Raw genomic sequence first — 25,749 nt, 5'->3', positions numbered from 1 at the left:
TATAGCACTCGCGGACTGGATTGGGGATGGCCTTGGATCAAACTTCGGGCCACTCGTTCGCGGGAGCAGCCCGAAGCCGTCGTTATCTAGAACTTCACCCTCGCGTTGGCGAAGAACTGGCGGCCCGCTTCGGGGAAACCTTCCACGAGCTCGTAGTTCTCGTCCGTGAGATTCGTGCCGCCAATCGCGGCGGAGAAGTTCTCGCTGAACTTGTATTCGGCCTGCACGTTGAGCAGGGCGTAGGCGCCTGTCTCGATGTAGGTGCGCGTGGTGCCGCTCGTCACGATGCTGTTGCGATCGCTTGCGAGGGCAAGGCTCGGCGTGATGGTCAGGTTCGGCAACGCGGTCCAGGCGAGGTACAGGAAGCCTTCGTGGCGAGGTGTTCCCTCCGGCTTGGTGCCGGGCGTGATGTAGTCGTAGTCCCGCTCGAGGTAGGCGTAGTTGCCGCCGACACGGAGGCCGGGCGCGAGATCCCAGTCGACTGAGATTTCGGCGCCGTAGTGCGTGCCGTCAACGTTCTGGTTCTGGCTCGTTACGTTGCCGCCATTGATGATGTAGGCGGATTGAATCGCGTCTTTCAAATCGGAATAGAAGATTGCAGCCGAGACGCGTGCCTGATTGAAGAGCGTGTCCGATACGCCGAGCTCGTAGTTGGTCGAGCGCTCGGGGGCGAGATCCGGATTGGGCGTGGCATACCCGAAACGCGTGCTGTAGCGCTCGAAGACGGTGGCAAAGCGGGTGCGGCTCGAGACCGTGGCGTGCACCTTGCCGTCCTCGGAGTAACTGTAGATCGCGCCACCCTGCCAGTTCCAGGCGTCCGCAGTGGTGACGTCGTTCTGGCGGATGGTCCCGGTCAACGGCGGGTTCGCGCCGGCTACGTAATCCTCGGCTTCCTTCACGTCCTGATAGTCGTAGCTGATGCCCGCGATGATATCGAGGCGCTTGCTGGCATGGAGCGTGTTCTCGAGAGCGAACGACCACGTATCCTCGACGTTGTGCTGCCAGGGCTCGACGTAGGCCGTTGCGCTGTCCGGGCGCGCGAAGTTTCGCTCGGAATGATTGTCACGGCGATAGTGAATAGCCGCCTTCGTGGTGTTGTAGGGAAGGAGCTCCGTGCCGAACTCGAGGAAGCCGCCGTAGGCATAATCCTCGTAGTCGCTGTTGAAGGTGTAGTTGGCGAGCTGCGTCGAGTAGGGCGGAATGACCGCCGTCGGCGCGTTGAAGGAGCTCAGGCGATTTTCGAAGGTGTTGTAGTAGGCGTTGCTCTTGAAATAGGAGCTTTCGCCGATCTGCGTCTTCGAGAGCCATGAGAGGCTCGTGATGTCCCAGTAGGGCCAGGTCCAATAACGCTGCGTCTGCAATTTCTCTTTGGCGACATGGAGCGGGGCGTTCTTCTCTCCGCTCTGGGTCGTATAGTTCACGCTGTATTCGTCCGTGGCATTCGGCGTGATGCCGGCCTTGGCATTGATCTTCCAGTCGCGGAAGTCGGATCCGTCACGCGCGCCGCCGTCCTCGTAGGGGAACAACGGATCGTAACCTGGCGAGCCCGGTTGTGTCGGCCTGAAGTCGTCGGACAGATTGAACGAATCCTGATCGACAATGGTGCCGCTGATCTGAGCGTAATAGCCCTTCTGACGTGTTCCGGCGTAGGCGTAGCTGCTCCACTGGTTCATGTCGCTGACGTCGCCGTTCATCACGAGGCCAGAGCGGGCTTCCACCTCCAGCTCCTTGGTGGGCTTGCGCGAGACGAGGTTGATTGCGCCGCCCATGCCCCCGGGTCCGTTCAGCACGGAGACGTAGCCTTTTTGGATCTGGATCTCGGAGAGATCCGGCGTCAGGAAGCGCGCCATGTCGAGGCGATTGTCGGCCGGCAGATAGATGCGCACGCCGTCGATAGAAAGCGGGACGCGATAGCGATCGAAGCCGCGAACGTAGATGTCACGCTCGTTTCTTCTGCCTCCGGCCGTATGCGCGACGACGCCGGGCGCCATCTCGACCGCCTGATCGAGGGATTGCTTGTTGAAGCTCCACATCGCCTCATTGGTGATGGTGGAGCCGCCGATGAGGTCCAGCTGACCGAGCGTGAACACGCCAATGGCCGGGCCTTGCGCGCCTCCGAAGCTTCCTCCGCCTTCGCCTTCCGATTGTGCGGTGGCTGCGCCTGCTCCCGATGAGGTCTGCTTTTTGCCGGTGCGGCGGCTCGCAATCGGCTCCTTCGGCGATTGCACGACGATCGGCGGCAGCGGCGTGGCCTCGTCGGCGGTGACGTCACCACCAGCGGTTACGGCGCTTTCCTGGGCGATTGCCGACGATGCTGCAATGCATAGGCCAGCCGCAGTGACTGCGGCGAATACTTTTTTGGGCATTTCACTCCCCCCAACTGCACGGGTCTCCCAGACCCAGTCCCCTTTTAGTTATATTCAGAGAAATATAACGAAGGGCAAGTTCAAATTTTCGATGGGTTGATTGACCGCATCAATGAAAGTCGCGGCTCTTGATGGAGAGCAAGTTCGAGGCTGGGGCGCACGCCGTGAGCGGAGCATCCGGACCAAGCAGATCGGGCTCGTGAAGAAGAGCGAGATCGCCGCTGAGATCGACGAAGCTTTCGGCGAGGACATGCACCACGGATCCCGCGCGCTGGAGACGGCCTCGCACGAGGATAAAGCGCGCAGACATCACCGTGCGGCGGCTTTTTGCGAACACTTTCGGCCAGATGATGATGTTGGCCACGCCCGTCTCGTCCTCGAGCGTGAGGAAGACGACCTTCTTTCCTCCGGGCATCTGGCGCGTGAGAACGAGGCCGGAAACACAGATGTTCTGATCGTTTCTCGTGCGTGTTTCATCCTTCAGATCCGCATTGGGAACGACCTTGCGATCCGTCAGACGCTTGCGGAAAAATGTCACGGGGTGTGTCTTCAGGGACAGCCCAGTGGTCACGTAATCCTCCGCCACATGCTCGGGAAGCGCCATTGGAGGCAGGGTGATGGGCGGCTCGGGGAAAAGCTCGTCTCCCTGGCGCGGGTCGAAGAGAGGGAGCGTTTCATCCTGAGACTGCGACAGCCTCTTCTTTCCATTGGGCATGCCGATGCTGGCAAGCCTGCGTGCAGACCACAGAGCTTCGCGCCGGTCCAGCCCCATCGAGCGAAGCGCATCGGCGGCGGCGAGGCGCTCTATTGTTCCATGCGAGACGCCTGAGATGGCGGCGAGGCGCTCGATGCTCGCGTAGCCGTTGCCACGCGTCGCGACGAGACCCTCCATCTCCTTTTCGGAAAGCCCCTCGATCTGGCGCAGCCCCAGGCGCACGGCAAAGCGATGGGGACCTTTGGTTGCGGGCTCGAGCGTGCAATCCCAGTTGCTGAAGTTCACGTCGGCCTCGCGCACCTCCACGTCATGGTTGCGTGCGTCGATGACGAGCTGGGCCGGCTGGTAGAAGCCCATGGGCTGGCTGTTCAGGATGGCGGCGCAGAAGACATCCGGATAGTGGCATTTCACCCAAGCGGAGGCATAGACGAGCAAGGCGAAGCTCGCCGCATGGCTTTCGGGGAAGCCGTACTCGCCGAAGCCCTCGATCTGGCCGAAGCAGCGTGTGACGAACTCGGGGTCGTAGCCGCGGGCTGTCATGTTTCGGATGAACGTCTCACGGTATTTGTGAACGTTGCCGTTGTGGCGGAAGGTGGCCATGGAGCGGCGCAGCCCGTCCGCCTCGTCGGGCGTGAACTTGGCGGCGGTGATGGCGATCTGCATCGCCTGCTCCTGGAACAACGGCACGCCGCGCGTCCGCTTCAGCACATCCTTCAATTCGTCCTTGTCGCCATGCCCGGGGGCCGGGGAGGGATAGACGATGGTTTCGGGATTCTCGTCTCGCCGCTTGAGATAGGGATGCACCATGTTGCCCTGGATCGGGCCGGGGCGAACGATGGCGACCTCGATGACGAGATCGTAGAATTCCTTCGGTCTCAATCGCGGCAGCATCGACATCTGCGCGCGGCTCTCCACCTGGAACACGCCGATGGAGTCGGCTTGCGACAGCATCGCGTAGACTTTATCCGCGTCGGGGGTGCCGTCTCCCGGAATAGCCGCGAGCGTGAGCGGTCTTTCATAATGGGTGCGAAGAAGGTCGAAGCCGCGGCGCAAGGCGCTCAACATGCCGAGGGCCAGCACGTCGACTTTCATCAGGCCCAGCGTATCGATGTCGTCCTTGTCCCATTCGATGTACGTGCGTTTGTCCATGGCGGCCCGGGCGATGGGGACCGTCTCGTCGAGGCGTCGTTTGGTGAGGATGAAGCCTCCGACGTGCTGGGAGAGATGACGGGGGAAGCCGATCAGCTCACGCGCGAGCTGGATAGACTGGCGAATTTTCGGATTGGCGGGATCGAAGCCGGCTTCGCGGATGTGCGTGTCGGGCAGGCCGTCGGCGTGGCTGCCCCAGACTGTCCTGGCGATAGCGGCGGTGACGTCGGGCGTGAGGCCCATGACTTTTCCCACCTCGCGGATGGCGCGGCGCGAGCGATAATGGATGACGGTGGCGCAGATGGCGGCGTATTCGCGGCCATATCTCTCGTAGATGTGCTGGATGACCTCCTCGCGGCGGTCGTGCTCGAAATCTACGTCGATATCGGGTGGCTCCTGACGTTCGGCCGAGATGAAACGCGCGAAGAGAAGGTTGGAGGTGGCTGGGTCGATCTCGGTGATGCCGAGGCAATAGCAGACGGCGCTGTTGGCGGCCGATCCGCGGCCCTGGCACAGGATCTCTTTGCCGCGCGCGAAGCGGACGACGTCGTGGACGGTGAGGAAATAGCGCGCGTAGTCGAGCTTGGCGATGAGCGTCAGCTCCTCGCGGATCTGCTTTTCGACTTTCTCCGGAATGCCGCGCGGATAACGCTTGCGGGCGCCGATCCAGGTCAAATCCTCGAGATGCTGCTGGGGTGTCTTGTCTGGCGGCACCGGCTCGTCTGGATATTCGTTCTTGAGATCGGCCAGGGAGAAGCGGCAAGCGCTCGCAATATCGAGGGTGCGCGCCAGGGCTTCGGGATAAGCCTCGAACAGGAGCGCCATTTCTGCGGGCGACTTCATGTGCCGCTCGGCGTTGGCGGCGAGGCGGAAGCCCGCTTCGGCAATCGTGCATGTCTCGCGGATGCAGGTGACGACATCGGCAAGAGGGCGGCGCTCCGGAGTGTGATAGTGCACGTCATTGACGGCGACGAGGGGCGTGCCGGTGCGTCTTCCAAGCTCGTCGAGCATGCCGATGCGGCGAGGCTCGTCGCCTCGATGGTGATGAATGCCGGCGAGGTAGCTGCGCCCCGGCGCAGCGCGGGCGAGCTTCTCGAGATGCTGGGTGAAGGCGGGCGTAAGCTTGCGGGGCGGGAGCGCGATGAAGATCTGGCCGTCCGTAGTCGCGAGAATGTCCTCGAACGCCAGATGGCATTCGGTGTGTGTCTCGTGGGAGGCCTTGAGCCTGCTTTCGCTCAGGAGGCGGCAAAGGCGCGCGTAGGCTTCCCGGTCGCTGGGATATGCGAGGGCCTCGAAGCCATTGAGGGTGACGAGACGCACGCCGACGATGAGCTTGAGACCGGCGGACTTGCGGTTCTTCCACGCCCCAAAGGCGCGCACGACGCCAGCGAAGCTGTTGCGATCGGTGATGGCCAGCGCATCGAGGCCGAGATCTTCCGCAGCGCTCACCATCTCTTCCGGATGGGAGGCACCCCGGAGGAACGAGAAGTTCGTGGTGACGGCAAGCTCGGCATAGCGGGTCATGCGCGGCCCTTCCGACAGAGGCGCGCGCATTTCTTTCTCCGAGCGGCTCTCGCCTCTCTCCGGAGAGCGTTGCCTGCGCTGAATGAGACAAGAGCGGCGCTGCTCATGCGAAGAGCCCGTGTACGAACCAGCGGGGAGTGACGCGCCCGCGCCCGGGGATGCCTTCGCGAAAGAGCCAGAAGCGATGGCCGGTGCCGTTCTCAACGAGGTAATAGTCGCGTGTCGGCGGGCAGGTCTCGCTGCGCCACCATTCGGCGGCAATGCGCTCAGGGCCTTCGGCGTGCATGATGGTGTGGACCTTGCCGCGCCAGCGCAGGCGCATCGGCGGGCCGTTGGGGATAGGCGCGACGACATCAGCCGGCTCGGGCCGTGGCAGGAGAAGAGGAGGGCGTGGGCTCTCGGCGTCAGGCCACGGCATGGCTTTCTCCGGAGCGAGAGAGGAGGCCTGGCTGCGCTCGGGCCAATGGCTGGCGACGGGTGCCAGGTGACGGACGCTCTCTGCTCCCAGCCGCTGGCGCAGAGCATCGAGCAAGTTGGTGAAGCGGCGTTCTCTTTCCGCGTCCTCTGATGCGGTGGCGAGCGTGCGCTGGCGTGGCTGGATGCGCTCGGCGACAGTGACGGCGAGGCTCAGGGTTTCGAAGCCGAAGCCTGCCTCCAGTTCGCGCGCCAGGCGTTCGAGCTTGAGGCGGAGCAGGCGCGTCACGTGCTCCGGGCTTTGTGTCGGGAGGGTTAGGCGCACGCCGAGCCTCTGGACGGCGCCGTCCACGCGGTAAAGGTCCAGACGCAGGGCGCGCGCGCCGGTGTCATCCGCTTCGAGCTTGGGGACGAGGTTCTCCATCAGGCGGCCGGCGGCGGTGAGGATCGCGTCCTCCGTGCTGATGGGCTCGAGCAGCGACCGGGTGCAGATATAGGCAGGAGGCGGGGCGAGTAAGCGCAGGGGTTCGGCGGCCAGACCGAGAGCGCGATCGAGGCGTATCAGCAGCTCCTTCTCGAAGCGCGCGGCAAAGGGCGCGCGTGCTTTTCCGATGAGATCGCCGATGCGTTTGAAGCCGAGCCTGCGGAGGGTGAGGGCGGTTTCGGGCGAGAGGCGCAGCGCTGCGACCGGCAGGGGGGAAAGCGTTTCTCTTTCGGCGCCTCTCTCTATGATCCTCTCCGGGGTGCGGGCGAAGTGCGAGACGGCCCAGGCCGTGCCGGGTGTCTCCGCGATGGCGAGGCAGGACGGGAGGCCGAAGCTTCTCAGGCGCTGAGCAAGATCGGACAGCAACTCCCGCTCGCCGCCGAGCAGATGGGCTGCGCCAGTGACGTCGAGAAAAAAGCCGTCCGCTCCGCTCGCCTCCCCGAAGAGCGCGACGGAGGGCGTGTAGCGTGTGGCCCACCGCGCCAGGCGTGCGAGGGCGTCCGCGTCTGCGGCGCAGTCGCTGATGCGGACTTGAAGGGCACCGATGCGCGCTCGTGCGTCCGCCAGGCGCTCGCCCACGGCTAGGCCGCTTTTCAGGGCGGCCGGATTGAGGGCGGTGATGCGCGGAGCGTCCGTCGCGTCGGCGAGAACGAAGGGGGCTTCTGGATCAACCGGTACGCCTGAGGGACGGCGCCTCTCCGCCGCGAGCCAGCGATGGATCGGCCACTGCGGCAGCCAGACTGAAACGATGCGTGGCATGATCGAACTCCAACATCCAGGCGCGCGGCTCTCCGTTTCGGCAGCGTTCGAGGTTCGCGTGCCAGCGCCAGCCGGCGAGAAGGCCGAAGCGATCCTGTGCGCCGGGCGCCGCGCCGATGCGCCAGCGTGTGGCGGCCGTGGCCACGCTTTCCGTTTCTCCTGGCCGCAGCAGCAGAAGCGGAACACCCGCTTCTCGGGCGGCGTAATGCAATCTCTGGCTTGCTTTGAGATCGAGCTTGCCGCCGATCGCGCTCGCCACGGCGGCGGGGGCGCGCGCCCGCACCGCTTCCTCCGTGGCCCAGAGGGCTTCTGCCGCATTTTCGGTTTCGACCAGCGTCAGGCGCGAGGGAGCGAGGCCGAGCGCGGCGAGGCCTGCTCCATGGGGCAGCCCGCAGCGGGCGAGCTTCTTCGAGGCGAGGACGAGCAGGAGCGGCGCGCTTCCGGGCGTCCGCGCCAGCAGGGCCAGCAGAAAGCCGAAGGCCGCGGGGAGATCTGCCTCGCTCGCGGTGCTGATCTCATGCACGGTGCCGAAGGCCAGGCCGCCTTGGGGGAGATGCTGGTCGAGCGCGGAGAGGCCAAACGAAAGAGCGCCTTCCCGGCCTTTCGGCACGCCTTCGACCCGGGCCATGAGGCGGCGCAACTCGTCCACCACCGCGTCGCGGCGCGCGTCGCGATGTGGGAGGCGGGCGTCAGGCGGAGAGACGGCGGGCGACATGCAAGTGGCTCTTCCCGAAGCGAAAACGGCTCAAGGAAGAGAATAGAACAAAATGGGAACATTGCAAGAGGGCTTAGCGGGCCTTCATTCCACGAAAGCTGCAAGGTTTGCCAGGCCCGAGGCGATCCCCGCCTTATGCTCGCTCTCGCCGATTCCCTCGGGAACGTCCTCGCAGACGACGGTCACCTCGGTGCCGCCGGAGACGGGCCGGAACGTCGTGGTGATGGTCATCGTGCCTCTGAACGCGGGATCGTCAGAGACGAAATCGATCTCCTCGACGATGCGCTCGCCGGGGAGCAGTCCCACGAAACGCCCTTCGAACGTGTCGGCGTGGTCCGAGGTCTTGCCCTGCACCTCAGGGTCCGGCTCGGTGTAGAGGAACGACATGCGATAGTATCCGCCCTCTCGCGGGTCGAAGGTGTGGATCTCGGCTTTCATGCCTTGGGGCGGCCGCCAGGAGGCAATGGCGGCGGGGTCCACGAATGCCCGATAGAGAGCCTGCGGGGATGCCGCGATCACGCGTGAGGCTGTGTCCGTCCTCTTCTTGCCGGAGCCTGTCGGCATGACATCACTTTCCGTACTGACAGGGCTTTCCGCGCTCTGTGCGCTCACCCTTTTGCGACAGCCGCTACGTGGCTCGCAAACTCCGGTGACGACATGAGGGCCTTGCAGCGCTCGAAGCGGCCTGTCGCGTAGGCCCAGAAGTCGTCCGCCGGGTTTTTATTGGCGTGCTGGATCAGGCCCCAGAGCGTCCAGAGAAGATCGCACATCGCCTTATAGATGACGACGCGGCCGTGCTCGGCGGCTGTGGGCGCTCCGCCGAAGTACGCCTGGATGAGCTCCGTCTCCTTGTCGGGCGTGAGCTTCGCTTCCACGATGACGTCGCCCACGTCCCAGAGCGGATCGTTCATGCCCGAGTATTCCCAGTCGACCAGCCACATGCGTCCGCCGGCATCTATGAAATTCTCGGAGAGCGGATCGCAGTGGCAGGGCGCGAGCGGCAAGGGATGGGCCTCGAGCGCCTGGCGCACGCTCTCGGAGGAGGCGAGCACATCGTGATAGCCCGGCGGGAGATCGATGGTCTTGGTCGAAAGAAGCTTCAAGTAGTCGTCGATCATGGCGAACAGCTCGAAGCGGAAGTCGAAACGCTCGCCGCTCGTATGCAGCTTGCGGAGCACGTGCGCGGCGCGCGTGGGAGCGCCCGGAATGCTCGCGAAGCCTTCGGGCGAGAGCGTCACGGCGTCCTTGATCGCGGCGGTCAGCATCAGCCCGTCGTCTGTGACCGCAATCACCTCCGGGCTGACGTTTGCGCGTGCGGCGGCACGTGCAGCGACGGCTTCGACCTTGCGGTTGATGTATTCCTCGGTGCCTGCTCCCGGAATTCGGAGAACGTGCTCGCCGCGCGCCGTTGTGACGAGGAAGACGCGATTGGTGAGGCCGCCGAGCCGGCGGATCGTGGACTGGGCGATCTCCACCGCGTTGTGAGCGCCGAGCCTGTCGAGCGCCTGCCACACGTCGCGGGTGTCCTGGTCCATGACGTTCCCCCTTGTTTTACCGACGGGCTATGCGAGAAGCCTCGCGTTGTCAGGATCGTAGATGGTGCGTGCCACGCGCGTTGCGGCGTAGCTCTTGTCGTAGGCGTGGATCTCGAATGCGGTCTCGGCGGAGATGTTACCCGGCAGCCAGCCGAAGGCGATCGTCTTGCCGACGGTGTGGCCGAAGCCGCAGCTCGCCGTCTGCCCCACGACGCGGCCATCGCGAACGATGGTTTCGCCGCCGAGGAACGGGGCGAAGCCTTCGACCGTGAAGCTGCACAGGATGCGCTTCGATCCTTCGCTCTGGATTTTTGCCAACGCGTCGCGGCCAATGAAATCCTTTGTGAGGTCGATGGTGTTTTCGAGTCCGGCGGACAGCGGATCGTAGTCGGGGCCGATCTCGGAGGACCAGTACACATATCCCTTTTCGAGACGGCAGGTCTCGATGGCGCGATAGCCGGTGTCGGCGATGCTCCAGGCTGCGCCCGCAGCGCGCACCGTTTCGTACAGGGCAGGCGCGTACTCCGTCGGCACGTGCAGCTCATAGCCAAGCTCGCCGACGTAGCCGACACGGACGGCGCGAACGGGCACGTTGCCGATCTCGATGTCGCGGACGGCGAGGAAGGGAATGGCGGCGTTCGAGAGATCGTCGTCGGAGACGCTCTGCAACACGGCGCGGGCGTGAGGGCCCATGATGTTGAGCACGGCGGTGCCCGAGGTCGCATCGCGCAGGGTGATGCGGGAGCCTGCCGGGATGTGACGGCGAACCCAGCTCGAATCCCGGACGCCGAAAGCGGAGCCGCTGATCATCAGGAAGCGCTCGGGCGCGAGATGGAGCAGCGTGACCTCTGCTTCGATGCCGCCTTTGGGATTGAGCAGCGTCGTATAGATGCAGCGCCCGGGCTCGCCCGCAATGCGATTGGCGCAGACGCTGTCCAGGAACGCCGTCGTCCCCGCACCTTCGATCTCGAATTTCGAGAATGAGGTTTGATCGGTAAGCGCGACTGCGTTGCGGATCTGGCGGTGCTCGGCGCCCACGTGATCGAACCAGCCGGGTTTATCTTCGAAGCTTGAGCGTGCCTCGTCCGCGCGGTCTGCCTCCGTGCGCGCGAACCACAGCGGGCGCTCCCACCCGAAGCGCGAGCCGAATACCGCGCCGTTCTTTTCGAGCGCACCATGAAGCGGCGAGCGGCGCAGGCCGCGTCCTGCACTGCTCTCCTCGGCCGGCCAGTGGATCTTGTAGTAGCTGCCGTAGGCCTCGATCGCGCGTTCGTCCAGATAGCGTCCGGTGCTGTGGGGGCGGCCGAAGCGGCGAACGTCGAAGGCCCAAAGGTCCATGCCGGGATCGCCGTCGACGATCCAGTTGGCCATGGCTTCGCCCGCGCCGCCCGATGCGGCGATGCCCGCGGTGAAGCCGCAGGCGACGAAGAAGTTGTCGAGCTCGGGGGCGAGGCCCATGATCGGCTCTCCGTCGGCGGAGACGGGAATGGGGCCGTTGATGACGGTCTGGATGCCGATCTCGTTCAAGACCGGGAGACGCTCGGCGCAGGGAAGCGCGAACAGCTCAAGCCGCTCAAAGTTTTCCGGGAACAGCTCGCGGCCGAATTCGAACGGCGGCTTTGCGTGCCAGCAGCTCTTGGTGCCGTCCTCCCAGCCGCCGATGGCGAAGGCCGCGACGTCGGGCTTCAGATAGAAATTCTTGTCGGGGTCTCTCAGCGTCGGCAGCGTCTTCGGCAGGTCGAGCTTCTTCTCGGTAAGGAAGTACTGATGCTCCACCACGCCGGCCGCGAGCGAGACGCCGGCCATGTCTCCGATGCGCTTGGCCCAGAGGCCCGCGCAGTTGACGAGGATCTCGCAGCCGATAGTGCCGTGATCGGTCACGACGCCGGTGACGCGGCGGCCGTCCTTCACGATCTCGCGCACGCACACGCCTTCGCGAATGGTGACGCCGGAAGCGCGTGCTGCGGCCGCGAAGGCATGCGTCAGCGCGTAGGGGTCTACGTAGCCGTCGGAGGGAATGAACGCTGCGCCTACCACGCCTTCTGGATCGATGTAGGGAAAGAGATCCTTGGCTTCCTTCGCCGAGAGGGCATGGCATTCGAAGCCGAAGCTCTTAGCGAGCGTCATGGAGCGGCGGATCTCGCTCCAGCGCTCGGGCGAGGAGGCGAGGCGCAGCGAGCCCACCTTCTTCCAATCGATAACGCGGCCGGTCTCGGCTTCGAGCCGATCGAGCACCGCGACCGAATTCTGCATCAGGCGCGTGAGGTTGCGCTTGCCGCGGAGCTGTCCCACGAGGCCAGCGGCATGCCAGGTGCAGCCGTTGGTGATCTCGGATTTTTCGAGGACGAGCACGTCGCGCTCGCCGCGGCGGCCGAGGTGGTAGGCGAGGGAGCAGCCGACGGCGCCGCCGCCGATGATCACGATCCGGGCGTGCGTATCGAACGATGTCGCCATGAGGGAAGCGATCCTGGTTTCGAGGCCGATTTTAGGAGAATGGTCTCTGATATCCACTCAAGTCAACGAATATGTTGGTTTTAAATGTGAATGACTTTGGGTTATCTGAAAACTTGTGGTAATTCGTGGGTGTTCGCGGCAATGCGAAATAGCCATGTGCAAATGCAGCAATGAGTAGGTTTTGCGATGAGCGAAGCGGTTGAGATTTCCAATTTTGCCGAAGCGCTCGCGGACGTCGCGCGGGATCTGGCGCGTGAGCATTTCCGGTCGACCACGCAATTCGAGCGAAAGGCGGACGACAGTCCGGTCACGGCTGCCGACCGCGCGATCGAGCTCGCCATGCGGGTTGCGATCGAGGAGCGTTACCCCGGTCACGGAATCCTGGGTGAGGAGATGGGACGCCTCGCGGGCGATGCACAGCTCTGGGTGCTGGATCCCATCGACGGCACCAAGAGCTTCATCACGGGCATGCCGCTGTTCGGCATGCTGATCGCCTTCGTGGAGGAGGGCGTGCCACAGCTCGGCATTATCGAAATGCCGGCGCTCTGCGAGCGGTGGTCGGCGTCACGTGGTGTTACGGCCTTCGGCGGAAACCCGTGCCGCGTGAGCGGCTGCCTCGCCATCGAGGACGCCCGCATCTATACGGCGTCGCCGGACATCTTCTCTCCCGCGGACTGGGAGGCGTACGATCGTCTGAGCCGCCGGGCTGCGATCCGGCGGTTTGGCGGAGATTGCTATCAGTACGGGCTGCTCGCGTCCGGGCACTGCGATCTCGTGGTGGAAGCCTCGCTGATGCCTTACGATTTCGTGGCGCTGGTGCCCGTCGTGGAAGGCGCGGGCGGGCGCATCACCGATTGGGAGGGCCGCCCGCTCGGGCTTCATTCGGATGGGCGCGTGGTCGCCTCCGCCAGCGCCGCGCTGCATGATCGGGCGCTCAGGGAGTTGGCCGGAACGGCCTGATTCAAAGGCTTTATTCTCCTATTTTAATTAGGGATTCCTCGCTGCGTCAGGCGGGTTCGGCCGTGGTTTCGGCTGGCGCGACGACGATCTCCGTACCGGCTGCTTCGAACTGCTGGCGGAGCGGGGCGGGCGGCATGGCGTCCGACACCAGGAGAGAGATTGGCTCGAAGTTGCAGACACGCACGCGGGCCTTGGCGGTGAATTTCCAGGCATCGGCCGCGATGACCACGCGGTCCGCGCGGTCGATCATGGTGCGAGCGACGCGGGCTTCGTCGATGTCGAAGTCCATGTAGCCGTCCTTGGGATCGATGGCGCCGATGGAGAGGATGGCGAGGTCGCCACGGAACTCACGGATCAGCTCCAGAGCCTCGTAGCCCACAGTTGCGCCGATGTCGGCGCGCAGCGCGCCGCCTGCCAAGTGCACCGCGCAATCTCCGCGGCCGACCAGAGTGCGCGCGATCTCGAGCGAATTGGTGACGACGGTGAGGCCGTTCTTTTGCAGGAGGGCCTGGGCGACGTAAGTGGTCGTCGAGCCGGAATCGATGAGGAGCGTCATTCCATCCGCCACCTGCTCGGCGACGGTGCGCGCGATGGCGCGCTTGGCGGCGACGCGCTCCTTGATGCGGCGCGAAAAGGGCGGCTCGGCAAGAGCGCCCACGAGAATGACGCCGCCGTGCACGCGGTGCACCGCACCCTGCTCGACGAGGTCCTTCACATGGCGGCGCACCGTCTCGTCGGACACGTGGAGCCGTTCGGCGAGCGAGGCGATCGACTCCCGGCCGGTCACGCGAAGCGCATCGAGAATTGCGCTCTGCCAACGCGTGGGGAAATTCATGGATATATCTCCGACACTTTGCTCCAGTTTTGGGCAAAATCACACAAAAGGCAATAAAGATATGGATTGTTTATTGACATTTTGTGGCTTTTCGCGCGACGCTCAAAAAACGCGCTTTGTGGCTCGAGTGAGGTACACCGCGGCAGCCATTTCGCGCTCGAACAGTCGGTTCCTCATGTTGGATCACAAGACAAACGGGAGAAAAATGGTGATGCATCGCTCCTCGACCGCGCTCGCGGCACTTGCGCTCGCCTTGGGCTTATCGTCGCCCGCGTTGGCGGCGGATTCCAAAGACCCCATCAAGCTCACCCTGCATGACTGGACCGGGCAGCTCGTCAGCGCCCACATCATGGGAGAGGTGCTGAAAAAGGCGGGGCTCAACATCGAATACGTGCAGGCCGACTATCTCGCGCAGTTTGCCGGTCTCAAGACGGGCGACGTGCATGTGGCCATGGAAATCTGGGCGACGACCGGAAAGGAAGCGCTCGAGGAAGCGGTTGCCACCAAGCAGGTCGAGAACCTCGGCGAAACGGGAATGCTCGCGATCGAGGAGTGGTGGTATCCGCTCTACATGAAAGAGAAGTGTCCGGGGCTGCCGGACTGGAAGGCGCTCAAGGAGTGCGCCAAGGCGTTCAGCACGCCCGAGACCGCTCCGAAGGGCCGCTATGTGGGCGCGCCTGCGACGTGGGGCGGCTTCGACGATGAGCGTGTCGAGGCGCTCGACCTGCCGTTCGAGGTGGTGCACGCGGGAACCGATGCGGCGCTCTTCGCAGAGCTCGAGTCCGCTTATCAGCGGCAGGCGCCGGTGGTGCTGTGGGTTTACGCGCCGCACTGGGCGCCGATCAAATACAAGGGCGAGTGGGTCGAGTTCCCGAAGTATGAGCCCGCCTGCTACAGCGATCCTTCCTGGGGCATCAACAAGGAGAAGGCTTACGATTGCGGCAAGCCGCGCGGAGCCATCTGGAAAGCGGCATGGGCCGGTCTCAAGGACAAGTGGCCGTCTGCCTACACTGCGATCAAAGGTTTCGAGCTGAACAATGAGGAGATGGGCAAGCTTGTCGGCGAGATCGATCTCGACGGCAAGAAGCTCGACGACGTCGTCGCAGAGTGGATGAAGACCAACGAGGCACGCTGGAAAAAGTGGATCGGCGGCTGACCCGCGATTCCGTTCGGCACTTTCGAGTCCGATGCCTTGGCATGATGTCGGCAGGTCCATGACATGACGAACGCCACTCTCGTTTGCCGCAACCTCTGGAAGCTCTACGGCCCGGAGCCGGAACGCTTCATGGAGAAGCATGGGCCGTCACCTTCAGAAGCCGCGCTCAAGTCGGCGGGGCAGGTGACGGCGGTGGCGGACGCCTCGCTCACCATCGAGCGCGGTGAGATTTTCGTCATCATGGGGCTGTCGGGATCTGGCAAGTCGACGCTGGTCAGGTGCCTCTCGCGCCTGATCGAGCCGACGAGCGGGGAGGTGATCTTCGAGGGCGTGGACCTGCTCAAGGCTTCGCCCGAGGATCTCATCGAGCTCAGGCGGCACAAGATGGGCATGGTGTTCCAGCACTTTGCCCTGCTGCCGCACCTCAGTGTTCTCGACAACGTAGCATTTCCGCTCGAAATCCGCGGTGTGGGCCGCCGCGAGCGCGAGAAGCCCGCCCGTGAGATGATCGAGCTGGTCGGCCTCCAGGGGCGCGAGAACTACCTGCCGTATCAGCTTTCGGGCGGGCAACAGCAGCGGGTGGGCATCGCCCGCTCGCTGATCACCAATCCCGACGTGTGGTTTCTCGACGAGCCGTTCTCCGCGCTCGATCCGCTGATCCGCCGCGAGATGCAGAACGAGTTCATGCGTCTGCAGGACGCGCTGCACAAAACCATCGTCTTCATCACGCACGATTTCGAGGAGGCGGTTCGCGTCGGCGATCGCATCGCTATCATGCGGGAAGGCCGCGTTGTGCAGGTGGGCACGCCGGAGGATCTGGTGCGCTCCCCGGCCGACGACTATGTGGCGGAGTTCACCCGCGATGCGCCACGCAGCAAGATCTTCTCCGCGCGTGCGATCATGCGGGCGCCCAAGGCGGGCGAGGCTATCGCGGGGCTCATTCCGGCTGCCAGCAAGGTGCGCGAGTTTGCGGCGCGCGTGGATTCCTCCGAGCTTCCGTTCGGGGTGGCTGATGAATCCGGTCAGCAGATCGGCGTGGTTGACCGGCGGGCGGTGATGTCCGTGCTGGTCAGCGCCTGGGAGCGGGCATGACAGTGGCCGCCGTCGAGACGAAGATAAGCCCCTCGACGACGCGGCTCGGACCCGACACCGTCGCGATCCTGGCGTTTGCGGTGCTGGCGCTGATTGCCTTCTTTCTTCCCGACGGCGTGCTGCCCGCGTGGATGACGGAGCTGCCGCCGCGGTTCCGGATCGGTCTCGATACGGCGGTCTCGGCTGTTCTCAAGTGGCTCGTGGAGGATGCGAGCTTCGGTCTCTTCACGTTCAAGGAGATGACGCGCGGGTTCGCGCAAGTGCTGAACGTTCCGCTCGACATCGCGACCTCCATCCTTTCGACGGGATTGCGCGAAGGACGCGGATCGGCTGCGGTTCAGCTTGCGCCGCCGCTGCCGTGGATCGCGGTGGTCGGTGTCGTCTCTGCGCTGGGCTATCGCTTCGGCGGATGGCGTCTCGCGGCGCTCGCGGGTGGCGCGTTCCTCTATCTCGCCGTGTTCGGTCAGTGGGAGAGCGCAATGCTGACGCTCTCCTCCATCGTCGTTGCGGCGCCGCTCGGTGTTGCGGCGGGCTTGGTCACAGGCGTCATCGGCTATCGCGTTCCGGCGTTCCGGCGCTTCATCACGCCGGTTCTCGATCTCATGCAGACGGTATCGACGTTCGCCTACCTCATTCCGATCCTGTTCCTGTTCGGCTTCGGCCCTGTGGCCGCAATGATCGCCACCATCATCTACGCGCTGCCGCCGATGGTGCGCGTGACGATGGCCGCCCTCGAAGGCGTGCCGCGCGAGATCGTGGAATACGGCACCATGGCCGGAACCACGCCGAGGCAGATGATCATGAAAGTCATGCTGCCGGCCGCGCGCCCACAGCTTCTGGTGGGCGTGAACCAGGTGATCATGCTGTCGCTCAACATGGTGATCATTGCGTCGATGATCGGCGCGGGCGGTCTCGGGTTCGACGTTCTGACGAGCCTTCGGCGCCTCGATATCGGGCGCGGGCTGGAATCGGGCCTTGCCATCGTGGTGCTGGCCATCGCGCTCGACCGTCTGAGCCAGGCCTACGCCGATGGGGCGCGCAAGCGCGGTGCGGAAGGGGACCTGAAGCCGTTCCTGCTCGCGCTCGTGGCATTCGTCGCGGTGACCTATGTGCTGGGCCTGTTCGTGCCGTTCGTCGCTACTTATCCGGAGGCGCTCCAGATCTCGACGGCGCCGTGGTGGTCGGAAGCGGTGCGCTGGATCAACGTCAACTTTTTCGACGCGTTCGATGCGGTGAAGACGTTCTTCCTTCTCAACCTGCTGCTGCCCGTGAAGCGCTTCATGATGGCCCAGCCTTGGCCGCTGGTTGCGGCGGCGCTCGGCTATGCGGGATGGCGGCTCGGCGGCGTGCGCCTCGCTGTTCTCGTCGTGTCTCTCGCCCTGTTCCCGGTTCTCAATGGGCAGTGGGAGATCACGATGATGACCGTGTATCTCTGCGGGCTTTCCGTGCTGTTCGCGGCGCTGATCGGCATTCCCATCGGCATCTACGCCGGTCTCTCTCCTAGGGCGTGGCGCGTGATCGAGCCGGTGATCGACACGCTGCAGACGCTGCCGAGCTTCGTCTACCTCATCCCGGCCGTCATGCTGTTCCGCGTCGGCGACTTCACGGCGATGCTCGCGATCATCCTCTATGCGCTGGCGCCCTCGGTTCGCTACGCGGCGCACGGAATCCGGCAGGTTCCCCCGATGTTGATCGAGGCCGGCACCTCGATGGGCTGCACGCCGCGCCAGAGCCTGACGCGCATCCAGCTTCCCGTGGCGCTTCCGACCATTCTTCTCGGCATCAATCAGACCGTGATGCTCGCTCTCTCCATGCTGGTCATCACGGCGCTGGTGGGCACGCGCGATCTGGGCCAGCAGGTGTACATGGCGCTCACCAAGGCGGATACGGGCAAGGGGCTCGTTGCGGGGCTTTGCGTGGCGGCCATCGCTATCGTCGCCGACCGGTTGATCAACGCGGGCGCGGCGCGGCTCGCCGCGCAACGAAGCGGAGGTGGCGATGCCGCATGAGGTCATCGACGATCCGCTCATCGTCAGAGTGTCGAAGCTCGATATCTGGTTCGGAACCGTCGATCCGGAGCCGCTGCTCGGGGGCATTACCAACAAGAACTTCGTGGTGCGGGATCGCGGGCGGCGCTACGTGGTGCGAACGGGCGGGGACATTCTCGCCCATGGCGTCGTGCGCGCGAGCGAGCTGGCGGCGACTCGGGCGGCTCATGCGGCGGGCATCAGCCCGGCCGTCGTTCACGCCGAGCCCGGCATCATGGTGATCGAGTTCATCGAAGGCCGGACGTTTCAGCCCGAGGATGTGCGTAATCCGGCAAACCTCGAGAGGCTCGTCGATCTCATCCGCCGCTGCCATCGCGACGTGGCGCTGCACCTGCGAGGGCCGGCGCCGATGTTCTGGCCGTTTCATGTGATCCGCGACTATGGCCACACGCTATGCGAGGGCGGAAGCCCGCACGCTGGTCTGTTGCCGGATCTGCTGGCGCGGGCGGAGCGGCTCGAAAAGGCCGTGGGGCAGATCGACGTCGTGTTCGGACACAACGATCTCCTGGCCGCGAACATTCTTGACGATGGGGCACGCCTTTGGCTGCTCGACTGGGAATATGCGGGCTTCAACTCTCCGCTGTTCGACCTCGGCGGCCTCGCCTCCAACAGCGAGATGCCGGCCGATCTTTCGGAAGCACTTCTCGCCTCCTATTTCGGCCGGCCGATCGACGCGCTTCTGCGCCGGCAGGCCGCTGCCATGACCGCGGCATCTCTTCTGCGCGAAACGCTGTGGGCCATGGTGTCGGAGATCCATTCCTCCGTCGATTTCGACTACGCCGCCTACACCGCGGAAAATCTCGCCCGTTTCGAAACCTCCTATAACCACTACGAGACACTGGAGTCCCCATGAGCGCGTTGCCGACCTCAGCGAAGATCGTCATCATCGGCGGTGGCATCGTCGGATGCTCCACAGCCTATCACCTCGGGCAGATGGGCATGAAGGACGTGCTGCTCATCGAGCGTGCCAAGCTCACCTCGGGCTCGACGTGGCATGCTGCGGGGCTCGTCGGTCAGCTTCGGACCAGCGCGAACATCACGCAGCTTCTCGGCTACTCGGTGGCGCTCTACGACAGGCTCGAAGCGGAAACGGGTCTCGCCACAGGCTGGAAGCGCAATGGCGGTCTGAGACTCGCCTGCAATTCCGAGCGCTGGATCGAGGTGAAGCGGCAGGCGACGACGGCCAAGTCGTTCGGCCTCGACATGCATCTCCTCACTCCCAAGGAGGCGCAGGAGCTTTGGCCGCTGATGCAAGTCGACGACGTGGTCGGCGCTGCCTTCCTGCCGACAGACGGGCAGGCCTCTCCCTCGGACATCACGATGTCGCTCGCGAAGGGTGCGCGGCAGGGCGGCGTGACGATCCGGGAAGGCGTGCGCGTCACGGCTATCGAGACGGAGCGTGGCAAGGTTCGTGCGGTCGTGACGGACCAGGGCCGGGTGGAGTGCGAGAAGCTCGTCATTTGCGCCGGGCAGTGGTCGCGGGCGGTGGGTAAGCTGGCGGGCGTCAACATTCCGCTCGTCTCGATGCAGCATCAATACCTGATCACGGAGAAGATCGACGGCGTGACGGCCTCGCTGCCGACGTTGCGCGATCCGGACCGGCTCACGTACTGGAAAGAGGAAGTGGGCGGTCTCGTGATGGGCGGCTACGAGCCCAATCCAAAGCCGTGGGCGGAGAACGGTATTCCGGATCCCTTCGACTTCCAGTTGCTCGAGAACGACCTCGAACACTTCGAGCCGCTGCTGGAGCTTGCGGCCGGACGCGTGCCTGCGATGGAGACCGCCGGCATTCGCCAGTTCCTCAATGGCCCGGAGAGCTTCACGCCGGATGGCAACTTCATCCTTGGCGAAGCGCCGGAAGTGAAGAACATCTATGTGGGCGCAGGTTTCAACGCATTCGGCATCGCGGCGGGCGGTGGCGCGGGCATGGCGCTTGCGGAATGGGTCGCGAAGGGCGAGCCGCCCTACGACCTGTGGCCGGTCGATATCCGCCGTTTCGGCCGCAACCACCTCGACACGGGCTGGGTGCGCACGCGCACGATGGAAGCCTATGCCAAGCATTACACGATGGCCTGGCCGCACGAGGAGCATCATTCGGGCCGGCCTCTACGCCGCTCTCCCCTCTATGACCGGCTGATCGCGCAAGGCGCCGTGTTCGGTGAGAAGACGGGATGGGAGCGTCCGAACTGGTTTGCCGATACGAAGGTGGGCGAGGAGACGCGCGACATCTACAGCTACGGGCGGCAGAACTGGTTCGAGGCTGTAGGCCGCGAGCACAAGGCTGCGCGTGAGCGCGTCGCGGTGTTCGACCAGACGTCGTTTGCGAAGTTCATGATGGTGGGCGAAGACGCCGAGCAGGCGCTGTCGTGGATCGCGGCGAGCGACGTTTCGAAGGCGCCGGGTCGTCTCGTCTATACGCAGATGCTGAACGGAAAGGGTGGCATCGAGTGCGATCTGACCGTGGGGCGTCTTGCCTATGACGAATATTACATCGTCACCGGCACGGGGTTCGCGACGCACGATTTCGACTGGATCAAGCGCTCGATCCCGGCGGGGCTCGATGCGCGGCTGATCGACGTCACGTCCGCGTATGGTGTGCTGGCGGTGATGGGTCCGAAGTCGCGGGATGTGATTGCAGCGCTTTCGAGCGACGACTTCTCGAACAAAGGCTTCCCGTTCGGCCAGATCCGCCGTGTGCAGATCGCGGGAGCGCCGGTGATTGCGCTGCGCGTGACCTATGTGGGTGAGCTTGGCTGGGAGCTGCACATTCCGGTGGAATTTCTGACCACGGTCTATGAGGCGCTGATGGCGGAAGGTGCCAAACACGGCATCGCCAACGCGGGGTATCGCGCGATCGAGTCTCTCCGCCTCGAAAAGGGCTACCGTGCGTGGGGCTCCGAGATCGGACCGGATCACTCGCCGCTGGTGGCGGGGCTCGGCTGGGCGGTCAAGCTCAAGGCCAATACGCCGTTCCAGGGACGCGATGCGCTGAGCCAGCAGGCGACGAAGCCTCTGCCTCGTCTGCTCGCCGGCTTCACCACCGATCCCTCGGTCGTGCTGCTCGGGCGCGAGACGATCTACCGGAACGGCGAGCGCGTCGGCTGGCTCGCGAGCGGCGGCTTCGGCTATACGGTCAACCGCTCTATCGGCTATGGCTATGTGCGCCGTCCTGATCCCGGCGTGGACGCGGAATTCGTGCTGTCCGGCACCTACGAGCTCGAGGTCGCCACGGAGCGCGTGCCGGCTGAGGTGACGCTCGGGCCGCTCTACGATCCCGAGAACGCGCGGATCAAGGCGTAAAAAAATCGGAGCGGGAATGCCGCTCCGATCTCTACGCACGCACGGGATCTTTTGCGGGGGCGGTCGGTCAGGCGCATTCGTAAGGGATGGCGGCGCCCGTCTCCGCGACGAAGCGGATGCAGGTCTGCTCGCGCGATGCAATCGTGAGCTCGTTCTCCGGACCGTCCTTGCCGAGGCTCGCTTTTTTCAACGGCTTCTCTGACTTAGGGCCGAGCTCGATGTCGGCGATGGCGTCAGGCTGATAGCCGCGATAGGGGCAGCCCGCGTTCGCTGCCGACATCTGAAGCGTGGCGACGAGCAAGGTGGCGAGAACGATCGCGACAAAGCGGAACATCATGTGGGGCTCCCCTGATTAGGCCTCTTGGCGGGCGGCTTTCTCAAGCCGCCCCGTGACGCCTTCGTGCCATGGGGGGAGGGGCCAAACTGTTACGCGCGGAACATGGCCTGGAATTTCCGGCCCGGGATCGTCAGGCTACGGAGCTGGGCTGGCCGATGCGCCGGTAGATGAAGGGCGGCGCGGGCGCTTTGCTCTCGCGCTCGGCGATCTCGGCGAAGGCCTCGTGCCACGGGGAAAGCGCGCAGGCCGGGTCGGCGTTGGCCGCGTCTCCTGTCACGGCAAGCGCCTGGCAGCGGCATCCGCCCCAATCGACCTCGCAGCGGTCGCAACCCTTGCAGGGCTCCTTCATCCAGGCCGTTCCCCGGTATTTGTTGAAGGCCGATCCGTTGAGCCAGATGTCGGCCAGGGAGCGGTTGCGGACGTTGTCGATCTCGAGCCCCGGGATCGTCTCCGCGGCGTGGCAGGGAAGTACCTTGCCCGAGGGCGTGACGTCGATGAGGTTGCGGCCCCAGCCGCCCATGCAGGGCTTCGGCCGCACGGCATAGTGATCGTGCGAGACCACGTCGAACACGAGGATGCCCTTGAGGCGTTCCTTGGCCTCGCGGGCGACGTCGAGGGAGCGGTAGAACTGCTCGCGCGTGGGAATGAGCGCGGCGCGGTTCTTGAGCGCCCAGGCATAATATTGCGTGTTCGCGATCTCGATGCGGCCCGCACCCACCTCTACAGCGTAGTCGATGAGGGCGGGGAGGTTGTCGATGTTGTGGCGGTGAACGACGACGTTGACGGTAAGCGGGAGGCCCAGGTCCTTCACCCAGCGGGTCACCTCGCGCTTCTTGGGCGCGCCGCCCTTGTAGCCCGAGATCCAATCTGCTTTCTCGGGATCGGTGTCCTGGATGGAGATCTGCACGTGATCTAGGCCGCGGGCGGCCAATCCGGCAAGCCGCTCGCGGGTGAGCGTGACGCCCGAGGTGATGAGATTGGTGTAGAGCCCCGCCTCGACCGCGCTCGTCAGGATCTCCTCCAGGTCCTTTCGCGCGCACGGCTCGCCGCCTGAAAGGTGAACCTGCAGCACGCCGAGGGCCGCCGCATCGCGCAGCACGCGATCCCATTCGGCTGCGCTCAGCTCGCCGCCCCGTTCCATTTCGAGGGGGTTGGAGCAATAGGGACATTGCAGCGGGCACCGATAGGTGAGTTCGGCAAGCAACCCGAGAGGCGCCAGCGGACGGCTGCACGCAGGCGCTTCAGCGGTGTTGATATGCGTTCCGGTACTCGTGCCGGCAATCTCAGTCACGGGGCAAGTCCTTGCTGTTGAGACGTCCTCTCCTCATCGCGGTTCGTCCTGGTCGATCGGACTCGTATCCGGCCCCCGGCTTCGCGGGACAGCGAAGCCGGAAGGGTCTTCGATCACGGAGGAATGACGCTGCGGATTACGCAAGCGCTTCGTCAGGCCGATAACAGCCGGGCGGAATGAGGCCAACCACGTAGGCGTGGTGCAGGGCATCGAGCTGCGCCCAGAGCACGTCGCACTTGAAGCGGACGGCGTTGACGCAGGCTTCCTGCAGGTCACGCGTATTGGCGTATTGCTTCACGAACTCGAGGGCGAAGGTCGCGTCACGCGGGGCCTGAGAGAGACGGCGCTTGAAGTACGCCATCACCTCGTCGTTGACGAAGTCGTAGTTGGCGAGCATGCCCGCGATGCGCTCGCGGTGGATCGAGGGCGCAAACAGCTCCGTCAACGAGGAGGCGGCCGCGACGACGAGCGGCTGCTCGACGACGAACCGCACGTAAGCCTCAACGGCGAACCGGGTGGCGGGAAGCGCGCCGCGCATGCTCGTCACGTAGTCGCGATCGAGGCCGAGGCAGTCGGTGAGCTTGAGCCAGCGCTCGATGCCGCCTTGCTCGTCGGGCAGCATGCCGTCGTGATCGTGAATGCGGTGGATCCACTCGCGGCGCAGCTCCCGGTCGTGGACGCGGCTCATGAAGGCTGCGTCCTTGCGCGGGATCGCTTCCTGATAGCAGTAGCGGTTCAGCGCCCATGCTGAGACCTGACCCTTGTTGAGCTTGCCGCCGTGGAGCAATTTATGAAACGGATGCAGATCGTGGTAGCGGGTGGGCCCCACAGCGCGGATTTGCGCCTCGAACTCCGCAGGCGACCAGGGGGCGTTGGCAGCTTCGATTTTTCTTACGAACTCGTTCATCCTTGGGGAACCTTTCCGGGGGTTGGCGTGCTGACATGGGCATCGCTTTTCCGGAAATCTGCCGGGCGCCGGAGTTGCTTGCTTGATCCATGTCAAGATTGGGATCACAGGTGGTTCAAAGGCTCGTGTGACGAACAGGATGGCCGAGGACTGAGCCCATGCGCGTAAAGCCCGTCATTGTCGTCGGCCACGCGGCCCTCGACCGTGTCTACCGGATCGATGCTTTTCCCCCGAAGCCAACCAAGGTGCGGGCGCTCGAGCATCGGGAGGAGGGTGGCGGCTCGGCTGCGAACGCGGCCGCCGCCGTCGCTCGGCTCGGCGGGGCTGTGACGTTCTGGGGTCGCGTGGGCGATGACGAGACGGGAGACAAGGTCAAGCGCGCGCTCGAACGCGTGGGAGTGGACGTTACCTCCGTTCGTTCCTGCTCGGCTGCCATCACGCCGACGGCTGCCGTCATCGTGGACGGAAGGGGCGAGCGGCTGGTGGTGAGCGAGGATGATCACGTGATGCCGATGGAGGCGGACTGGCTGCCGACTGGTCAAGTGAGATCGTCGAGTGCCGTTCTGAGCGATCTGTCGTGGCTGGAAGGTACGGAAGCTGCCTTCATGGAAGCGCGGGCGCTCGGTGTGCCGACGGTGCTCGACGTAGATCTCGGCGGCGGCAGCCTGCTCGCGCGCCTGCTTCCTCTCGCCGATTTCGCGATCTTCTCGGCTCCCGCATTCGAGAAGCACGTCGAAGGCTCGACGGACGACGCGCGGCTTTCGGCTTTGATCGAGGCTGGTGTGCGTCATGCCGGCGTAACGCGGGGTGCGGCCGGATATGTCTGGAAGTCGCGCGCGGGCAGCGGCGTCCAAGCGGGGTTCAGGGTGCCCGTCGTAGACACCACGGGCGCGGGAGATACGTTCCACGGGGCTTTCGCCTATGCGCTGGGAGCGGGATTTGAGGAGGCCGAATGCGCGCGCGTCGCTGCCGCCGCCGCTGCCTTGAAATGCCGGCGGCTCGGAGCGCGTCTCGGACTGCCGACGGCGGCGGAGCTCGACGCCTTCCTGATGGAGCAGACAGGGCAGGGACTCGCCGCCCCGCTTCTCGAGGATGGCCTGATGGCGGATGCGTCCGAGCCTAGGGTTTCGCCGGATAATTCAGGCCCGTGACGACGCGGTGATAGAGCACGGCACAGGCGACGATCGCCGCGCTTCCGACGAGCACGGGCATGACGAGGAAGCTCGGTGTCGCGAGCGAGGTGAGCACCACGAGCGGATTGGCGCCTGCCGGCGGGTGGACGGTGCGCGTCAGCACCATTGCGGATATGCCGAGGCCGACGCCTAGGCTTGCCGCCGCGATGCCCGGGCCGAACGCGGCGCAGGCGAGGAGGCCGGCGGTGGCCGTCACGAGATGTCCGCCGATGACGTTGCGCGGCTGGGCGAGGGGACTAGCAGGCAGCGCGAACACGAGCACGCACGATGCGCCGAACGGGGGGATCAGGAGTGCGTATCCCCCCGACATGGTGAGCGTGGCGAGGAGCGCGATGGTGAGCGCGCCGCCGAGCCCGGCGAGCGCGGCCGTCTGCCAGGGATGCTCGCGTAAACGACGCATGCCAGGAATGATGGTGCCCTCCAGGAAGGCACGCTGACGCCGGTCGCTCATGATGTGTCTGCTCGTTTGGGGTTTCTGCCAGGAGGAGGCGAGACGGAGATGCGGCGGGCCTGCA

At 64.7% G+C, this 25,749-nt stretch carries 19 protein-coding genes; 7 read left to right on the top strand and 12 right to left on the bottom strand.

Annotated features, from left to right (window positions below; all coding sequences use genetic code 11):
- Positions 1–86 precede the first annotated feature (86 nt).
- From F812_RS24895 to F812_RS0120550, 7 genes are all read right to left on the bottom strand, one after another.
- Positions 87–2,366: a TonB-dependent receptor plug domain-containing protein gene (locus F812_RS24895; RefSeq protein WP_020087874.1), complete on the bottom strand. Its 2,280-nt coding sequence runs from the start codon at positions 2,364–2,366 to the stop codon at positions 87–89.
- Between the two features lie 109 nt (positions 2,367–2,475).
- A complete protein-coding gene (locus F812_RS0120575; protein WP_020087873.1) occupies positions 2,476–5,784 on the bottom strand; it encodes an error-prone DNA polymerase in 3,309 nt (1,102 codons plus the stop codon).
- A 73-nt stretch (positions 5,785–5,857) separates the two neighbouring features.
- Complete coding sequence (locus F812_RS0120570; protein WP_020087872.1) at positions 5,858–7,411, bottom strand: Y-family DNA polymerase; 1,554 nt, start codon at positions 7,409–7,411, stop codon at positions 5,858–5,860.
- The gene (locus F812_RS24890; RefSeq protein ID WP_020087871.1) at positions 7,320–8,126 is read right to left on the bottom strand and encodes an ImuA family protein; all 807 of its coding nucleotides are present in this window, start codon (positions 8,124–8,126) and stop codon (positions 7,320–7,322) included. The genes F812_RS0120570 and F812_RS24890 overlap by 92 nt, the downstream gene beginning before the upstream one ends.
- A gap of 84 nt (positions 8,127–8,210) precedes the next feature.
- Positions 8,211–8,690, bottom strand: a complete 480-nt coding sequence (locus F812_RS0120560; protein WP_020087870.1) for an SRPBCC family protein — start codon at positions 8,688–8,690, stop codon at positions 8,211–8,213.
- Between the two features lie 44 nt (positions 8,691–8,734).
- Positions 8,735–9,661 (bottom strand): choline/ethanolamine kinase family protein, encoded by a 927-nt coding sequence (locus F812_RS0120555; protein ID WP_020087869.1) that lies wholly within the window; start codon positions 9,659–9,661, stop codon positions 8,735–8,737.
- A 27-nt stretch (positions 9,662–9,688) separates the two neighbouring features.
- Positions 9,689–12,115 carry a GcvT family protein gene (locus tag F812_RS0120550; RefSeq protein ID WP_020087868.1) on the bottom strand — a complete coding sequence of 809 codons (2,427 nt, stop codon included), beginning with the start codon at positions 12,113–12,115 and terminating at the stop codon, positions 9,689–9,691.
- 186 nt (positions 12,116–12,301) lie between these two features.
- Here F812_RS0120550 and F812_RS0120545 point away from each other — a divergent pair, with 186 nt between their 5' ends.
- The gene (locus tag F812_RS0120545) at positions 12,302–13,075 is read left to right on the top strand and encodes an inositol monophosphatase family protein (RefSeq protein WP_020087867.1); all 774 of its coding nucleotides are present in this window, start codon (positions 12,302–12,304) and stop codon (positions 13,073–13,075) included.
- A gap of 46 nt (positions 13,076–13,121) precedes the next feature.
- Here F812_RS0120545 and F812_RS0120540 read toward each other — a convergent pair whose 3' ends face one another.
- Positions 13,122–13,910: a DeoR/GlpR family DNA-binding transcription regulator gene (locus tag F812_RS0120540; RefSeq protein ID WP_020087866.1), complete on the bottom strand. Its 789-nt coding sequence runs from the start codon at positions 13,908–13,910 to the stop codon at positions 13,122–13,124.
- 205 nt (positions 13,911–14,115) lie between these two features.
- Between F812_RS0120540 and F812_RS0120535 the strand changes: the two genes are divergently transcribed.
- From F812_RS0120535 to F812_RS0120515, 5 genes are all read left to right on the top strand, one after another.
- Positions 14,116–15,066, top strand: coding sequence for an ABC transporter substrate-binding protein (locus F812_RS0120535; protein ID WP_020087865.1), 951 nt, complete (start codon positions 14,116–14,118; stop codon positions 15,064–15,066).
- A 63-nt stretch (positions 15,067–15,129) separates the two neighbouring features.
- Positions 15,130–16,158 (top strand): quaternary amine ABC transporter ATP-binding protein, encoded by a 1,029-nt coding sequence (locus F812_RS0120530; protein WP_020087864.1) that lies wholly within the window; start codon positions 15,130–15,132, stop codon positions 16,156–16,158.
- On the top strand, positions 16,155–18,167 hold the full coding sequence (locus tag F812_RS0120525) for an ABC transporter permease (protein WP_020087863.1): 2,013 nt from the start codon (positions 16,155–16,157) through the stop codon (positions 18,165–18,167). Before F812_RS0120530 ends, F812_RS0120525 begins: the two co-directional genes overlap by 4 nt.
- A complete protein-coding gene (locus tag F812_RS0120520) occupies positions 18,157–19,059 on the top strand; it encodes a choline/ethanolamine kinase family protein (protein ID WP_020087862.1) in 903 nt (300 codons plus the stop codon). Before F812_RS0120525 ends, F812_RS0120520 begins: the two co-directional genes overlap by 11 nt.
- The gene (locus F812_RS0120515) at positions 19,056–21,506 is read left to right on the top strand and encodes a GcvT family protein (protein ID WP_020087861.1); all 2,451 of its coding nucleotides are present in this window, start codon (positions 19,056–19,058) and stop codon (positions 21,504–21,506) included. Before F812_RS0120520 ends, F812_RS0120515 begins: the two co-directional genes overlap by 4 nt.
- A 67-nt stretch (positions 21,507–21,573) precedes the next feature.
- Here the strand turns inward: F812_RS0120515 and F812_RS0120510 are convergent, their stop codons facing one another.
- The 3 genes from F812_RS0120510 to pqqC form a co-directional block, all read right to left on the bottom strand.
- Positions 21,574–21,843, bottom strand: coding sequence for a hypothetical protein (locus F812_RS0120510; RefSeq protein WP_020087860.1), 270 nt, complete (start codon positions 21,841–21,843; stop codon positions 21,574–21,576).
- A 130-nt stretch (positions 21,844–21,973) separates the two neighbouring features.
- Entirely contained in the window at positions 21,974–23,134 is a 1,161-nt protein-coding gene (gene pqqE, locus F812_RS24885; protein WP_083929297.1) for a pyrroloquinoline quinone biosynthesis protein PqqE, read from the bottom strand.
- Positions 23,135–23,270: 136 nt separating this feature from the next.
- Positions 23,271–24,041, bottom strand: coding sequence for a pyrroloquinoline-quinone synthase PqqC (pqqC, locus tag F812_RS0120500; RefSeq protein ID WP_020087858.1), 771 nt, complete (start codon positions 24,039–24,041; stop codon positions 23,271–23,273).
- A 158-nt stretch (positions 24,042–24,199) separates the two neighbouring features.
- On the opposite strand from pqqC, the gene F812_RS0120495 reads away from it, so the two are divergent.
- Complete coding sequence (locus F812_RS0120495) at positions 24,200–25,192, top strand: PfkB family carbohydrate kinase (RefSeq protein WP_020087857.1); 993 nt, start codon at positions 24,200–24,202, stop codon at positions 25,190–25,192.
- Here F812_RS0120495 and F812_RS0120490 read toward each other — a convergent pair.
- The gene (locus F812_RS0120490; RefSeq protein WP_020087856.1) at positions 25,161–25,685 is read right to left on the bottom strand and encodes an HPP family protein; all 525 of its coding nucleotides are present in this window, start codon (positions 25,683–25,685) and stop codon (positions 25,161–25,163) included. The two genes, F812_RS0120495 and F812_RS0120490, sit on opposite strands and share 32 nt — an antisense overlap.
- Between the last annotated feature and the right edge of the window lie 64 nt (positions 25,686–25,749).

Source organism: Hyphomicrobium zavarzinii ATCC 27496 (assembly GCF_000383415.1).
GTDB lineage: Bacteria > Pseudomonadota > Alphaproteobacteria > Rhizobiales > Hyphomicrobiaceae > Hyphomicrobium_C > Hyphomicrobium_C zavarzinii.
This window is presented reverse-complemented; position numbering and strand designations above follow the sequence as displayed.